The following is a 14,583-nucleotide window of genomic DNA, read 5'->3' as shown; positions in this document are numbered from 1 at the left end:
CTTGACGTGATAGAGCGCGCGGACCAGCTCGTCCTGAACTACGTCTCCAAGGCGGCCGATGCCGCCCACGGCGTGCTCAGGACCGACCAGCGGCTCGACTTCGCCAAGCGGCTGCGCGACAGGATCGAGGTGGAGCGGCGCGGCAGCCAGAACGCGCGCGAGGTGTCGAAGGTGCTGGCCAGGTTCGGCGACCCGGTGGCGCTGGTGGAGCGCGAGGCGCGCCGGCTCGCCGAGGCGGGCGTCCCCACCATGCGCGCCCCCGCTGAGGGCCCGCCGGCACAGCCGTCCGGGACCCAAGGCACGACGCAGCCGCTCGGGGATCGAAGCGCGACGCGGCCGTTCGGGGCCCAGAGCGTGGCGCGGCCGTCCCAGGATCAGGCCAACACGCGGCGCTTCCCCACGATCGTGGACGACGCCGACACGCCTCCCGGAGTCCGGACGTACCGGAGGATCGCCAGGGAGAGCCTCGGCGCGGGCCGGGGCCTTCCGTTCGCCGGGCTGCGCAGGGTGGCCATGTCCAGCGCGAACCCCATGGCGACCGGCGGCAGGGACGCCCGGACCCTGGTCAAGGAGCATCCGCGCGACGCCGCCGCGATGGTCGTGCTCGTGGTGGCCGCGCTGCTGCTCCCGTTCGACCTGCCGCCGCTGGCGATCTTCGAGATCCCCGTGCTGGTGTGGGCGGCCGGGGCGGTGCTCGTGCTGCTCAGCGAGAGCTGGAGCCTGCGCGACAAGCTGCTCGGGATCGGGGCGCCGCTGCTCGGCTACTCGGTGGGCGGCGTGCTGGTCGGTGGCCTGCGGGTGGGGAGCCAGCCGGGATTACAGGCGTTTTTCGCGCAGTTCTACAGCGTCAGCGGCACCATGTTCATGATCGGGACGGGGCTGGGCGTGGTGTGGCTGGCCTACCGGCTGCTCGACGTCAGCTGACCGGCGCGGGGCTGGGCAGCAGGCCGACCGCCAGGCGCACCCACGCGGCGACGAACTGGTCCTTGTCCGCGTAGCCCGGCAGCTCGCCCACCGTCTCCTGGAACAACCGGTAGTGCACCACGGAGCCGCCCAGCACCACGGAGATGCCGGCCCAGTCGACCTCGACGTCCTTGTACTCGGGCTGAGCCCTGAACCAGGTGACGATCGCGTCGAACATGGGCTGCAGCAGCCCTTCCCTGACCACGGCGACCAGCTCGGGGAACTGGCTCAGGTCGCGGAAGAACACCCGCGTCAGCTCGGACTCCTCGCGGACCTTGGCCAGCCCGGCGCGGCACAGGTGGGACAGGCGATCGTCCAGCGCCGCCGACGCCTCCATGCTGCCCAGCTCGGCCAGGCTCTCCGCCACCTGGCTCCTGGTGCGGGCGGCGTGCTCGTTGATCGCCGCGGCGAGCACCTCGTACTTGGACTTGAAGTGCCGGTAGAGCCCGCCGGCGCCGGGCGAGAGCCCTGAGGCGGCCTCGATCTCCGCCACGGAGGTGGCGGAGTAGCCCCGCTCCGCGAACAGCCGCAGGGCCTCATCGATGATCCGCGCACGGGTCGATCTGGTCATATCTATCCTGTTACCTCCGCCTTGAGAGTAGTAGCAGTATGTAACGGGGACAGCACCTACGGAGCGGCACGCCGGACCAGGCCCGCCAGCGCCGAGCCGATGATCAGCCAGACGATCGCGGCCAGGCCGTAGTTGACCAGGGCGGTCCAGCGCGGGTCGGCGAGCTGGAAGAGGTTGGCCAGGCCCAGCGACAGCCAGGCGGCGAGCGACTCGACGAACTGGTACCAGACGTTGGCGGGGTTGGCCTTGAACACCGTGAAGACCGCGTACAGGATCACCACCAGCGCCGCCATCCGCGAGGCGACCCTGACCAGGTAGGCCAGGGCCGACACGGTCCGGCTCCAGACCGTCACGGGCGGGCCGCCGGGCCGGGCGGGCCGGTGCGGGCGCGGCGGGGCGGAGGAGGCGACGAGCCGGTCGCCCGCGTGCGGCGGTTGGGGGGCGTTGGTCACGGCCGCTCCTCTCCGATAAGTAATTCCTTTCTTCCCATTCCCACGGTCCCACAACAAGAGGCCGTTACGTGGCGTAGGTCGGCGTTTGGCATCCTGCACATGTGACGACTTCCGTGGGATTCGACCTTGACATGACATTGGCAGACACGCGAGAGGGCATCGCGGCCGTTTACGACGAGCTGTCCGTGCGTTTGGGCGTGCCCATTGACTCGGCGGTGGTGGTGACCCGGCTGGGGCCGCCACTGGAGGTGGAGCTGGCCAACTGGCTGCCCGCCGAGGAGGTCGCCGCGGCCGCCGACCTTTATAGGGAGATATATCCGCGAATAGGGGTGCCGGTGCACAGGGCCATGGCGGGCGCGCACGACGCCATCGAGGCCGTACGCGCAGGCGGCGGCCGGGTGATCGTGGTGACCGGCAAGAACCTGCGTGACGCCATCGGCACGGTCAAGGTGCTCGGCCTCGCGGTGGACGAAGTGGTCGGTTCCGTTTTCGGGGCAGCGAAGGGATCGGCACTCGCGCGGTTCGGCGCGGCGGCTTATGTTGGTGACCATGTCGCGGACATCGAGGCGGCGCGCGCGGGCGGCGCCGTGAGCGTGGCGGTCGCGACCGGCCCTTACACGGCAGGAGAGCTGCGTGAACACGGAGCGGATGTGGCGCTGGCCAACCTGACCGAATTCGCCACCTGGTTCGCAGGTTGGCGCAAGCATGATGAACTCCGGTAATTGCCCGGGATTTACCCGGTCGCCCTGGCGCGCTCCGGGGCATAACCTACTTCCATCCATCTTTTCGACTGTTTGAACGAGGTCCTCCTGTGCCGAGTGGCAAGGTCAAGTGGTACGACGCCGACAAGGGGTTCGGCTTCCTCACCCGCGACGACGGCGGTGAGGTCTTCGTGCATTCCTCCGCGCTGCCCACAGGTGCGGCCCCGCTCAAGCCCGGCCAGAAGGTCGAGTTCGGCGTGGCCGAGGGGCGCCGCGGCCAGCAGGCGCTCTCGGTGCGGATCCTCGAGCAGCCGCCGACGCTGGCCAAGCCCAAGCCCAAGGCGAAGCGGAAGAAGCCGGACGAGATGGTCGTCATCGTCGAGGACCTGATCAAGCTGCTCGACGACGTCTCGACCTCCTACCAGCGGGGCAAGCACCCCGAGGCGGCCCACGCCAAGAAGATCGCGCAGGTGCTCAGGGCCGTCGCCGACGACCTCGACGCCTGAGACCCCGCGTCAGCTGTTGGGGTTGGTGAGCGGCTTGGTCGGGTCGAGGGTGTCGGTCAGCTGGAGGTCCTGACCGCCCGCCTCGGCCCGCTGCCTGCGCAGCTTGTCGTCGGTCGCGCGTACGCGCCGCCGCCTGGCGATCAGCAGCCGGCCGAGCGTGGCCGTCAGCGCGACGGCCAGCGTGACCAGCCCGGCCACGCTGCTCTCCGACAGCGACAGCACCAGCCCGACCAGGCCGCCGAACACCCAGGCGAGCTGGAGCATGGCCTCGACCACGCCGAACGTGGACGAGCGCACCTCCTCGCCGATCTCCCGCTGCACGATCGCGTCGAGCGCGAGCTTGCCCAGCTCCTGCGCGAAGGCCGTGACCAGCGAGATGGCCAGCGCGGTCCACAGGCCGAAGAAGATCGCGGTCGCGATGCTGGTCACGACGGTCACGGCCAGCGTGACCAGCACGATCAGCTGGGGCGAGTGATTGCGCGTCCAGTTGGCCACGGCGGCGCCGACCAGGCCGCCCAGCCCGGCCCCGGCCGCCAGCAGCGCGATCGTCTTGGGAATGTCGAAGAACGGATCCTGCGGCTGCCCGGCCGCGAGCCAGGGCACCGCCTTGTCCTGCACCAGGAAAAGCAGGAAGAACAGCAGGAACCCGGAGAAGACGCGCAGCGCCACGTTGGCCCAGACGGCCTCGGCCACCGCGGGGCCCACCTTGAGCAGGGTGCGCCAGCGGGGCGGGGCTCCCTCCTCCTCCAGGTCGGGCGAGTCGACGTGGCGCGGCAGCCGTACGGCGACGACTCCCAGCAGCAGGAAGGCCACCATCGCGACGCGCAGCACCAGGGCGCTGCCCAGCCAGGCGGTCAGCCCGGCGCCGACCGGCACCGCGACCCCCGCGGCCACTAACGTGAACAGCGCCACCCGCGCGTTCGCCGACACCAGCGTGATGTCCGCGGGCAGCACGCTCGGCATGATCGCGGCCCGCGACACGTTGTACGCCTTCGACAGCACCAGCACGCCCAGCGCCCCGATGAACAGCGTGGGCAGGTCGCCGGGGCCCACCGCGGCCGCCATCGCGAAGCAGAGCAGCCCCCGCCCGAACAGCGTGCCCGCCATCACGTAGCGCCGCCCCGACCTGAACCGGTCGAGGATCGGCCCCACGAACGGCGCCAGCAGCCCGAACGGCAGCATCGTGATGACCAGGTAGAGAGCCACCGAGCCGCGGGCCTCGCCCACGGGCACGCCGAAGAACACCGTGCTCGCCAGCGCCACCGTGACCAGCGCGTCGCTCGCGCTGTTGCCCGCCGACAGCTCGATCAGGCGGCCGAGGCCGGTGCGGCCGGCGCCGTTGGCGTAGGTGAGGCGGCGGGTGGCTTGACCGACTTTTCGCGCACCTTTTGCCGTGGCCTTGCTCGCCCTGGCCGTGCCGCCGGCCGTGGCCCTGCCCGCGCGCACGGTAGCGCGTCCCGCGTCGGCGGCCCCGCGTGCCACCCGCCGCGAGATGTCGCGTGCCCGGCCCCAGCCTCCCTCCACGCATACCAGTCTTACCTGATTCATCCGCGATCTCGGTTCGGGATCCCCCGTTGTGGGACGCTCAGGTCCGCCCATGGGTGAGAATGAAGTGTGAGCGAACAGCACCTTTCGGCGGAGGGCGCCCGATGAGCCGCACCAGGGCCCGCGTCTCCGCCCCCGACCAGGCCTGTGTCGCCGCGGTCGATCTGGCGCGCAGCGCGGCCGAGGAGCTCGCGCGACCGGGCGAGCCCGGCGAGCACCTCGGGTTCGAGGGCGAGGGCGACCGGATCGTCACCCACTACTTCGCCTGCCTCGACCGGGCTTACCGCGGCTGGCGCTGGGCCGTCACCGTCACGCGCGCCTCGCGCGCCAAGAAGGTCACGGTCAGCGAGGCCGTCCTGCTGCCCGGCGCGGGGGCGCTGCTGGCGCCCGAGTGGCTGCCGTGGAGCGAGCGACTGCGCCCCGGCGACCTCGGCGTGGGCGACCTGCTGCCGACACCGGAAGACGACGACAGGCTCGTGCCGGGCTTCACCGAGATCGACGACGACAGCGACCATCAGGCGGTTTTCGAGTACGGCCTGGGCCGGGCCCGTGTGCTCTCGGCCATCGGCAAGGACCGGGCGGCCAGGCGCTGGCACTCGGGCGAGCACGGGCCGCACACGCCGATCGCACACGCCGCTCCCGCGCAGTGTTCCACCTGCGGCTTCTACTGGCCGCTCGCGGGTGGCTTGCGGCTGACGTTCGGGGTCTGCGCCAATGAGTACGCCCCCGACGACGGCAAGGTCGTCGCCGCCGACCACGGCTGCGGAGCCCACTCCGAGGCCGCCGTCCTGCCGCCGTCCGTCGAGCAGGCCACGCCGATCCTCGACGACCTGGGGTATGACCTGATGGAGGAGGAGGCGGGCTCGGTCGACGAGTCAGCCTCCGAAGAACTCGGCCATTCCTGACAGAGCAGGCCGCTAACCTACGCGTGGCCGTTACCCCTCTACCAGGATCGTGATCGATGACCGACACCTATGGCACTGACCGGATGCGAGCCGCCGTCCTCTCCGCGTGGACGGCCTCGCCCGCGAGGTTCCGCGAAGACGCCAACGCCGAAGAGGACTTCGCGCTCGGCGGCTACCGGGACCGGCTGATCGTCGAGCTCGCCCAGAACGCCGCCGACGCGGCCTTGCGCGCGGGTGTGCCGGGGGTGCTGCGGCTGACGCTCAGGGGCGACGTGCTGACGGCCGCCAACACCGGCGCCCCGCTCGACGCGACCGGCGTGGAGGGCCTGTCGACGCTGCGCGTCTCCGGCAAACGCGACGAGATCGGCGCGGCGGGGCGGTTCGGCGTCGGGTTCGCCGCGGTGGTCTCGGTCTGCGACGAGCCCGCCATCTGCTCGCGCGGCAGCGGCGCGGTCCGCTGGTCGCGTTCGCAGACCGCGGCCGCGGTGGCGGAGATCCCCGCGCTGGCGGGCGAGCTGGCCGACCGTTCGGGGCACGTGCCGCTGCTGCGGCTGCCGTTCGACGCGCCGCCGCTCGACGTGCCCGAGGGTTTCGACACCGTCGTACGCCTGCCGCTGCGCGACCCGGTCTGCGTCGACGCGGTCCGGGTCATGCTCGCCGAGACCAGCCCCGCGCTGCTGCTCGGCATGCCGGCGCTGGAGGCCATCGAGATCGACCTCGACGGGTCGGTCCGCACCGTGGCCGCCGACGGCTGGCACGTGGTCTCGGAGTCGGGGGAGTTCACGGCCGAGGAGGTGAGCCGGCTCTTCGCCGACCGGCCCACCGAGGAGCGCGCGCGTCCCTACTGGTCGCTGCGCTGGGCGGTGCCGCTCACCGGCACCGGCGAGCCCGGGCCGCTGCCCGCCGCGGTGCCGGCGGTGGTGCACGCGCCGACGCCCAGCGACGAGCCGCTCGACCTGCCCGCGCTGCTGATCGCCTCGTTCCCGATGGCCACCGACCGGCGCCACTTCGCCAAGGGGCCGCTGGCCGACTTCCTGGTCGAACGGGTGGCCGACGCCTACGTGCGCCTGCTCCAGGAGCTGCCGCGCACGCCCAAGCTGCTCGACCTGGTGCCGTCGCTGATGGGCAAGGGCGAGCTGGACGCCAGGATCCGCCGGGCCGTGCTGGCCAGGCTGCCCTCGACGCCGCTGCTGCCGGCGCTGTCGGCGCCCGCGCCCGCCGTGCAGACCCCGTCCTTCGCCGACGCGGAGGTCTACGAGCCCGACGCCCAGTGGCAGGTCGAGCACCCCGCCCGCGAGCCCGAGGGCGACGGGTGGGTGGTCGCGGGCCAGGAGGCGGCCGTGGTGGCCGCCGGCTCCGCCGAGCTGCTCGCGGCGGTCGCCGACTTCGTGCCGGGGCTGCTGCCCGCCGGGTGGCCCGCCAGGCATCCGGCCATGGCCGCGCTGTGCGTGCGCCGGGTCGAGCTGGCCGACGTGATCGATCTGCTGTCGGGCGAGGCCGTGGAGGCGCGCGAGCCGTCGTGGTGGCGCTCGCTCTACGAGGTGCTGCCCGCCGACGATCCCGAGTCGCTGGGCGCCCTGCCGGTGCCGCTGACCGACGGCCGGCTGGTGCGCGGGCCGCGCGGCACGCTGATCCTCACCGACGGCGGGGCCGAGCTGGACCTCAGCCCGCTGGGGCTGCGCATCGTGCACCCCGAGGCGGCCCACCCCGCGCTGCTCAGGCTGGGCGCGGCCGAGGCCACGCCGCGCACGATCCTCGAAGACCCGCTGACCAAGGCCGCCGTCGCGCAGTCGCTCGACAGCCCCGACCCGGAGCCGGTGGCGCGGGCCGTGCTGTCGCTGGTGGAGGCCTCGGCGCTGGCGCCCGGCGAGGCGCCGTGGCTGGCCGAGCTGGCCCTGCGCGGCACCGACGGCGAGCTCTACCCCGCCGGTGAGCTCATGCTGGCCGACGGGGCGCTGGCGGGCCTCCTGGAGCCGGACACGCACCTCGGGGTGGCCGCCTCCGAGCTGGAGGAGGAGTACGGCGCGCGGGTGCTGGCCGCGGCCGGGGTGCTCGACGGGTTCGCGACGGTCCACGAGGCGGACGTGCTGCTCGACCAGGACGACTGCGACCACGACCTCGACGGCGAGGACGACTGGCTCGACCACGTCCTCGATCTGCTGCCCGAGCTGGGCGTGCCGCCGATGGTGCCGGAGTTCCTGGCGGTGCGCGACCTGGAGCTGGTGGCCGACTGGCCGGCCGCCCTCGCGCTGCTGAGCCGCCCGCCGCTGCGGGCCGCCCTCCACCCGCTGCGGGTGGCCGGCGTGGAGGTGCCGTCCTACACGGCGTGGTGGCTGGCCAACCACCCGGTGCTCGACGGGCGCAAGCCGCTGGAGCTGCGGCTGCCCGGGGCCGACCCGCTGCTGCAGGGCCTCTACGCCGACGCGCCCGCGGGGCTCGACGAGGCGGCGCTGTCGATGCTCGGGGTGCGCACGACGCTGCCCGACCTGCTCGCCTCCCATGGCGGTCCGGAGGAGCTTCTCGACCTGATGGCCGACCCGGCCATCGAGGTGGACCGGGCGCAGCTACGCGCCCTGTGGATCGCGCTGGCGGGCGTGGACCCGTCCCGGGTGGCCCCGCCGTCCCGGGTCCGCGCGGTCCTGGCCGGCTCCATCGTGGTGGCCGCCGCGGACGACGCGGTCGTGGTGGAGGCGCCCGACCTGCTGCAGCTCGTGGCGGACCGGCCGCTGGTACTGGCGCCGTACGACCTGGCGGAGTCGCTGTCCGAGCTGCTCGATCTGCCGCTGGCAGGGGAGCTGACCTCCGGGGAGGTCACCTCGCAGGGCGAGGTGCGCCCGGTGCCCCCGCAGGTGCAGGCGCTGCTGCCCACCGCGCCCACCAGCTACGTGGAGCACGAGAAGCTGCTGGTGGACGGGGTGGAGTGCACGTGGCGCTTCTTCGAGGGCATGGTCCACTGCACCGGCCTCGACGGGCTCGCCCGCGGCCTGGCCTGGGCGACCGGACAGTGGAACGACCGGCTGGCGGTGGCCGCGCTGCTGCGTGACCCCGAGTCGGTGCCCCTCCTGCTCGCCGAGTCCGACCTGTCCTGACCGCCGGTGGGGAGGCGCCCCCGTGGTGCCTCCCCCGGAGCGTCAGGCCGCGCAGTTGGTGGACTTGGCGGGCACCTTGCCCTCCAGCACGTACGCGTCCACCGTCCGCATGACGCACGCGTTGCCCGTCAGGTAAGCCCCGTGGCCCTCGCCCTCGTACGTGACCAGGACGCCCGTCTTGAGCTGGTCGGTGAGCCGCGTGGCCCACTGGTAGGGCGTGGCCGGGTCGCCCTTGCCGCCGATGACCACGATGGGCCCGGAGCCGGTCGCGTCGATGCGCTTGGCCGCGTCGTCGCCCGGCACCGGCCAGTGGGCGCAGGGGGTGCTCGAGCCCTCGGCCGACAGGATCGGGAAGATCTTCTCCACCCGGTTGTTGATCTTGGCGACGTCGGCGGCGGTGGGCCGCTCGGAGGTGTCGGCGCAGCTGATCGCCTGCAGGCTCGTCATCATCGTCGTGTACGTCCCGTCCGGCTTGCGCCCCGTGTACGCGTCAGCCAGCATGAGCAGCGCCGTGCCGTTCCCCTTGATCGCCGCCGCGGCGGCCTGCTCCAGCACCTGCCAGCTCGCCTTGGCGTAGAGCGGGGTGATGATGCCGAGCTGGGCCAGCCCGTACGTGAGCTCCCGGTCTCCCACCTTGAGCGGCTTGTCCTTGAGCCCGTCGAGCAGGCCCACGACCGCCTTCTCGACGGCGGCGGGGTCGGCGCCCAGCTCGCAGCTCTGCGCCACGCAGTCCTCGGCGAACGCCTGGAACGCGTGGTCGAAGCCCTCCGCCTGCGTCACCGCCCGCTGCTCCCACGTGACCGTGGGGTCGAAGGCGCTGTCCAGGACGAAGCGGCCGACGTTCTGCGGGAACCGGGTGGCGTACACGGCCCCGAGGTGGGTGCCGTACGAGAGGCCGAAATAGTTGAGCTTCTTGTCGCCGAGCGCGGTCCTGAGCAGGTCGAGGTCCTTGGCGGCGTTCACGGTGCCGACGTACGGCAGGACCTTGCCCGAGTCCTGCCGGCACGCGGCCGCGAACTCCGCGGCCAGCCGGTCGCCGTCGTCCTCGGTCGTCACCGCGAGCAGCTTGGCGATCTGGCCGCCGCACTTGACGCCGGAGCTGCGGTCGACGCCGCGCGGGTCGAAGCTGACCAGGTCGTAGCGGGTGCCCAGGCTCCCGAACGCCCTGGCGGCCTGCGCCATCGTGTCCACGCCGGACGCGCCCGGGCCGCCGAAGTTGAAGACCAGCGAGCCGAGGCGGTCACCGGTGGCCTTGACGCGGATGAGCGCGAGGTCGATCTTCTCGCCGTCCGGTTTTCCGTGGTCGAGCGGGACCTGGAGCTTGCCGCACTCGACGCCGGGGGCGGGGGGCGCCGGCTTGCCGTCCGGGCCCATGAGGTCGGTGCAGGTGCTCCACGCGACCGTACCGGACTGCTGGGCAGGCCGGTCGGCCGTGCCGGACTGCTGGGCGGGCCGGTCGGCCGTGCCGCATCCGGCGAGCACCACTGCGCTCAGGAGGATTGTCCCTATGGCCTTCTTCATGCTGACAAGCATGCTGAAGCGGGGATATGCCGAGGTAGTGGAGGGAAACACCACATCCGGATGACTTCGGCGACGCGCTGGAGATGACGAATGTCAGTTTCGGGACCGGCGGCGTACGAACCACATGCCGAAGAGCCCGAAGCCGATCCCGGTCACGCAGGTCCAGATCCACCAGGTGTTCTCTGGGGCGGGACGGAAGATCAACAGGGCGACCAGCGCGACCGCCCACACGGCGGTGCCGATGGCGACGGCGGCCGTGTCGTTGGTCTTGATCGGCTCCGGATCGGGGTGCCACTGCTTCACGTTGTCCAGCCTAGCTTCCAATAGGGTCTCGATCTCATTACCGACTCTTTTCCCAGCTCATCGCGCCTGTCACTCTTCGCGTCGTGAGCGACACTCGTAACGCTATCGACCGTTTCTTCCAAATCTCCCAACGAGGCTCGACCGTCTCCCGTGAGGTGCGGGGCGGCCTGGCCACGTTCTTCACCATGGCCTACATCGTGGTGCTGAACCCCATCATCATTGCCAACGGCACGGACGTGCAGAACCAGGTCATCGGCGACGGCACGGAGCCCAACGTGGCGCTCGTCGCCGCAGGTACGGCTTTCGTGGCGGGCCTGCTGACCATCCTCATGGGCGTCGTCGGCCGGGTGCCCTTCGCGATGGCGGCGGGCCTGGGCCTGAACGCCTTCGTCACCATCAACATCGCCAAGGTGATGACCTGGGAAGAGGCCATGGGCCTGGTCTTCCTCGAAGGCGTCATCATCGCCGTCCTGGTGCTGACCGGGCTCCGGACGGCGGTCTTCCACGCCATCCCGGCCCAGCTCAAGACCGCCATCAGCGTGGGCATCGGCCTGTTCATCGCGTTGATCGGCTTCGTGGACGCCGGCTTCGTGCGGCGCGTGCCGGCCGGGCCGCCGCTGGAGATGGGCATCGGGGGCAACCTGACCTCGTGGCCGATCTTCGTGTTCGTGGTCGGCCTGCTGGTCACCGCCGTGATGGTGGCGCGCAAGGTCAAGGGCGCCATCCTGATCGGCATCGTCGGCACCACCGTGCTGGCGATCGTCGTGGAGCTGATCACCAAGTCCGGTCAGGCTTCGGACAAGAACCCCGGAGGCTGGCAGCTGAACGTCCCGAAGGTCCCCGAGCAGATCTTCGGCATCCACAACCCGCTCACGCTGTTCACGGAGTTCGACCCGTTCGGCGCGTTCAGCAGGATCTCCGTGCTCCTGGCCGTGCTGTTCGTCTTCACCCTGCTCATCACCGACTTCTTCGACACCATGGGCACCATCGTGGGCGTCGGCCGCCAGGCGGGCCTGGTGCAGGAGGACGGGACGCTGCCGCGTACGAGGGAGATCCTGCTCGTCGACTCGATCGGCGCGGCGGCCGGCGGCGCCGGGTCCGTCTCCTCCAACACCACCTACATCGAGTCGGCCGCCGGTGTCGGCGAGGGCGCCCGCACCGGTCTGGCCAGCGTGGTCACCGGGTTGCTGTTCCTCGTGGCGATCTTCTTCGCGCCGCTCGTCACGGTCGTCCCGTACGAGGCCGCCGCGCCGGCGCTGGTCGTGGTCGGCTTCCTGATGATGACCTCGATCCGCGACATCGACTGGGACGACTTCGAGGTCGCGATCCCGGCGTTCCTCACCGTCGTGATCATGCCGTTCACGTACTCGATCTCCAACGGCATCGGCGCCGGCTTCATCAGCTACGTGCTGATCAAGGTCGTGCGGGGCAAGGCGCGCGAGATCCACCCGCTGCTGTGGGGGGTCACGGCGCTGTTCGTCCTGTACTTCGCGATCGGCCCGATCCGGGTGCTCTTCGGCGTCTGAGCACGCCCTCGGGGCCGCCCCGCGCGTGCGGGGCGGCTGCGAGGTACCAAGGAGGTACCAGATATTTGCTTTCGGAAATTTCTCGACATGCCGTATAGTTAGCAAAGGTAATGACACATGCTAACCAACACCCAGCCCAAGACGGACCTGCGCAGCGACGCAGGCCTGGCTTCAGCCCTGCGCGTCTCACTGGCAAGGCTGACCAGGCGCCTAAGACGACAGGCGGCAGCTCACTCGCTGACTCCCACGCAGTTCGCGACGCTCGCCGCAGTGGAACGGCATTCCGGGATAACCCCCGGCGAATTGGCCGAGCTCGAGAAGGTTCAGCCACCCTCGATGACACGCGTGATCGCCGCCCTCGAGGAGCGCGGCCTGCTCTCGCGCAGCCCGCACCCGACCGACCGGCGCCAGGTGACCGTGACGGTAACCGAGGCCGCCGAGAAGCTGCTGAAGGAGGAGCGACGCCGCAAGGAGGCGTGGCTGACCCAGCGGCTGAAGGAGCTCTCGCCGGAGGAGCGGTCAGTGCTCCGCCAGGCGGCGCCGATTCTGGAGAAGCTCAGCAGGATATAGAGCCTGAAGAACCCAAGACCGGGATGTTCCGGTCGCTCAGGATTCCTAACTACCGCATGTTCGCGGCAGGTGGCATCGTCTCCAACGTCGGCACCTGGCTGCAGCGCACCGCCCAGGACTGGCTGGTGCTCGACCTGACCCACGGCAGCGCGGCGGCGCTCGGAACGGCGACCGCGCTGCAGTTCCTGCCGATGCTGATCTTCGGGATGTTCGGCGGCGTGCTCGCCGACCGCTACCCCAAGCGGCCCATCCTCATCGCCGCCCAGTCGCTCATGGCCACCCTGGCACTGACCATCGGCGTGCTCACCATGACGGGCTCGGCCCAGGTCTGGCACGTGTACGTGATGGCGTTCCTGCTCGGCCTGATCTCCTGCGTCGAGGTGCCCACGCGGCAGGCGTTCGTGGTCGAGATGGTCGGCCGGCGTGACCTGTCCAACGCCATCGCGCTGAACAGCTCCATCTTCAACCTCGCCCGCGTGGTCGGCCCGGCGCTCGCCGGTGTGCTGATCTACGTGCTGGGCGGCACGGGGCCCATCTTCCTGATCAACGCGGCGACCTTCGGCGCGGTGATCTCCAGCCTGATCTTCATGCGCAAGTCCGAGCTGAACCCCGCCGCTCCCGTGCCCAGGGCCAAGGGCCAGCTCCGCGAGGGGCTCCGGTACGTGATCGAGCGCGAAGAACTGCTCATGCCGGTGCTGCTGATCGGGTTCGTGTCGATGTTCTCGCAGTCGTTCTCGATGTCGATCGCGCTCATGGCCCGCGAGGTCTTCAAGGCCGGGGCGTCGTCGTTCGGCCTGGCCTCCAGCATGTTCGCGGTGGGAGCGCTCGGGGGCGCGCTGCTCGCGGCGCGACGGGCGCGCCTGTCACGCAAGGTGCTGATGGCCGGGGCGCTCGGGTTCGGGCTGTTCCAGATCGCCACCGGGCTGGCCCCGTTCTACCCCGTCTACCTGCTGCTGCTGATCCCGACCGGGATCGCGCTGATCACCATCAACACGGCCGCCAACGCCAGCGTCCAGATCGCCACGTCCCCGGACATGCGGGGCCGGGTCATGGGGATCTACATGCTGGTGTTCACCGGCGGGGCTCCCGTGGGCGCGCCGCTGATCGGCTGGCTGTCGGAGCTGGGCGGGCCACGGGCGGGCGTGATCCTGTCCGGCGTGCTGGTGCTGGTCGGCACCGGGCTGGCGGTGCTGGTGACGCGCCTGATCAGCGCCCGCGTCGCGAAGCCGGCGCTCGCGACCGCCTGAGCGCCCACCCTGGGGCTCGGGCGGCGGCTGGGCAAGAGACAATCAGGTGGTATGAGGCTGTTCGCGGCGCTGGTGCCGCCCGACGAGATCCTGGACGAGATCTCGCGCGCCATCGCGCCGCACGTCGGGCAGGTGCCGGGGCTGCGCTGGCCCGACCGTGCCACCTGGCACATCACGCTGGGCTTCTTCGGCGAGGTGCCCGAGCGGGTGCTGCCCGAGCTGGAGGAGCGCCTTGCCCGCGCCGTACGCCGCTACAGCGTGCTCGACCTGGCCTTCGACGGCTTCGGCGCCTTCTCCTCCGCCCGCCGGGCCAGGGTCTTCTGGGTGGGCGTCACGGGCGACTCCATGACGAGGCTGGCTGACTCGGTCAAGGCGGGCGCCCGGCGGGCGGGGGCCGTACAGACCGATGAGAAACGGTTCCACCCGCACCTCACGCTGGCCCGCGCCAAGACGGAGACGGACCTGCGCCCGCTGGTCGAGTCGCTGTCCGGGTTCAGCGGCTCGCCGTGGCGGGCGGAGCAGGTCCGTCTCGTCCGCAGCCATACAGGACCCCAGGTGAGGTACGAGTCACTCGCCGAATGGGCGCTCGCACCCTCAGGGCAGGGCTAGGCTCCAGACCGTGGATCGTCCTCGCATGTGGCTGTTGCCCATTGTGCTCGGCCTGCTGCTGCTCATCGTCGTCGT

At 71.2% G+C, this 14,583-nt stretch carries 14 protein-coding genes; 9 read left to right on the top strand and 5 right to left on the bottom strand.

The window, feature by feature from the left end; genetic code table 11:
* Window positions 1-6 precede the first annotated feature (6 nt).
* Window positions 7-924 (top strand): hypothetical protein, encoded by a 918-nt coding sequence (locus HD596_RS09835; RefSeq protein WP_185068964.1) that lies wholly within the window; start codon window positions 7-9, stop codon window positions 922-924.
* Here HD596_RS09835 and HD596_RS09830 read toward each other — a convergent pair.
* The gene (locus tag HD596_RS09830) at window positions 917-1,534 is read right to left on the bottom strand and encodes a TetR/AcrR family transcriptional regulator (protein ID WP_185068963.1); all 618 of its coding nucleotides are present in this window, start codon (window positions 1,532-1,534) and stop codon (window positions 917-919) included. The two genes, HD596_RS09835 and HD596_RS09830, sit on opposite strands and share 8 nt — an antisense overlap.
* A 56-nt stretch (window positions 1,535-1,590) precedes the next feature.
* Window positions 1,591-1,986, bottom strand: coding sequence for a hypothetical protein (locus HD596_RS09825; protein WP_185068962.1), 396 nt, complete (start codon window positions 1,984-1,986; stop codon window positions 1,591-1,593).
* 101 nt (window positions 1,987-2,087) lie between these two features.
* Between HD596_RS09825 and HD596_RS09820 the strand changes: the two genes are divergently transcribed.
* Window positions 2,088-2,708, top strand: coding sequence for an HAD family hydrolase (locus HD596_RS09820; RefSeq protein WP_313043437.1), 621 nt, complete (start codon window positions 2,088-2,090; stop codon window positions 2,706-2,708).
* Window positions 2,709-2,797: 89 nt separating this feature from the next.
* A complete protein-coding gene (locus HD596_RS09815) occupies window positions 2,798-3,193 on the top strand; it encodes a cold-shock protein (RefSeq protein ID WP_185068960.1) in 396 nt (131 codons plus the stop codon).
* A 9-nt stretch (window positions 3,194-3,202) separates the two neighbouring features.
* Here the strand turns inward: HD596_RS09815 and HD596_RS09810 are convergent, their stop codons facing one another.
* Complete coding sequence (locus tag HD596_RS09810; protein WP_185068959.1) at window positions 3,203-4,717, bottom strand: MFS transporter; 1,515 nt, start codon at window positions 4,715-4,717, stop codon at window positions 3,203-3,205.
* A 125-nt stretch (window positions 4,718-4,842) separates the two neighbouring features.
* Between HD596_RS09810 and HD596_RS09805 the strand changes: the two genes are divergently transcribed.
* The gene (locus tag HD596_RS09805) at window positions 4,843-5,643 is read left to right on the top strand and encodes a DUF3027 domain-containing protein (protein WP_185068958.1); all 801 of its coding nucleotides are present in this window, start codon (window positions 4,843-4,845) and stop codon (window positions 5,641-5,643) included.
* 56 nt (window positions 5,644-5,699) lie between these two features.
* Complete coding sequence (locus HD596_RS09800) at window positions 5,700-8,732, top strand: sacsin N-terminal ATP-binding-like domain-containing protein (protein ID WP_185068957.1); 3,033 nt, start codon at window positions 5,700-5,702, stop codon at window positions 8,730-8,732.
* 42 nt (window positions 8,733-8,774) lie between these two features.
* On the opposite strand, the gene HD596_RS09795 is transcribed toward HD596_RS09800, so the two are convergent.
* Both HD596_RS09795 and HD596_RS63655 read right to left on the bottom strand, forming a co-directional pair.
* Window positions 8,775-10,253, bottom strand: a complete 1,479-nt coding sequence (locus HD596_RS09795; RefSeq protein ID WP_185068956.1) for an alpha/beta hydrolase — start codon at window positions 10,251-10,253, stop codon at window positions 8,775-8,777.
* A gap of 93 nt (window positions 10,254-10,346) precedes the next feature.
* Window positions 10,347-10,556 carry a DUF2530 domain-containing protein gene (locus HD596_RS63655; RefSeq protein ID WP_313043432.1) on the bottom strand — a complete coding sequence of 70 codons (210 nt, stop codon included), beginning with the start codon at window positions 10,554-10,556 and terminating at the stop codon, window positions 10,347-10,349.
* A gap of 83 nt (window positions 10,557-10,639) precedes the next feature.
* On the opposite strand from HD596_RS63655, the gene HD596_RS09785 reads away from it, so the two are divergent.
* From HD596_RS09785 to thpR, 4 genes are all read left to right on the top strand, one after another.
* The gene (locus HD596_RS09785) at window positions 10,640-12,082 is read left to right on the top strand and encodes an NCS2 family permease (protein ID WP_185068955.1); all 1,443 of its coding nucleotides are present in this window, start codon (window positions 10,640-10,642) and stop codon (window positions 12,080-12,082) included.
* Between the two features lie 117 nt (window positions 12,083-12,199).
* A complete protein-coding gene (locus HD596_RS09780) occupies window positions 12,200-12,652 on the top strand; it encodes a MarR family winged helix-turn-helix transcriptional regulator (RefSeq protein ID WP_185068954.1) in 453 nt (150 codons plus the stop codon).
* A 23-nt stretch (window positions 12,653-12,675) separates the two neighbouring features.
* Window positions 12,676-13,899, top strand: a complete 1,224-nt coding sequence (locus HD596_RS09775; RefSeq protein ID WP_185068953.1) for an MFS transporter — start codon at window positions 12,676-12,678, stop codon at window positions 13,897-13,899.
* A 51-nt stretch (window positions 13,900-13,950) separates the two neighbouring features.
* Window positions 13,951-14,508, top strand: a complete 558-nt coding sequence (gene thpR / locus HD596_RS09770) for an RNA 2',3'-cyclic phosphodiesterase (protein WP_185068952.1) — start codon at window positions 13,951-13,953, stop codon at window positions 14,506-14,508.
* Window positions 14,509-14,583: the final 75 nt, after the last annotated feature.

The sequence above is a fragment of the Nonomuraea jabiensis genome (genome assembly GCF_014204795.1).
GTDB classification, from domain to species: domain Bacteria; phylum Actinomycetota; class Actinomycetes; order Streptosporangiales; family Streptosporangiaceae; genus Nonomuraea; species Nonomuraea jabiensis.
This window is presented reverse-complemented; position numbering and strand designations above follow the sequence as displayed.

Excerpts from the sequence above, each read along its gene's own strand:
- HD596_RS09780 (WP_185068954.1), top strand. The coding sequence starts at position 12,200 with ATGCTAACCAACACCCAGCCCAAGACGGACCTGCGCAGCGACGCAGGC.
- HD596_RS09800 (WP_185068957.1), top strand. The coding sequence starts at position 5,700 with ATGACCGACACCTATGGCACTGACCGGATGCGAGCCGCCGTCCTCTCC.
- HD596_RS09795 (WP_185068956.1), bottom strand. The coding sequence starts at position 10,253 with ATGAAGAAGGCCATAGGGACAATCCTCCTGAGCGCAGTGGTGCTCGCC.
- HD596_RS09775 (WP_185068953.1), top strand. The coding sequence starts at position 12,676 with ATGTTCCGGTCGCTCAGGATTCCTAACTACCGCATGTTCGCGGCAGGT.
- HD596_RS09830 (WP_185068963.1), bottom strand. The coding sequence starts at position 1,534 with ATGACCAGATCGACCCGTGCGCGGATCATCGATGAGGCCCTGCGGCTG.
- HD596_RS09805 (WP_185068958.1), top strand. The coding sequence starts at position 4,843 with ATGAGCCGCACCAGGGCCCGCGTCTCCGCCCCCGACCAGGCCTGTGTC.
- thpR (WP_185068952.1), top strand. The coding sequence starts at position 13,951 with ATGAGGCTGTTCGCGGCGCTGGTGCCGCCCGACGAGATCCTGGACGAG.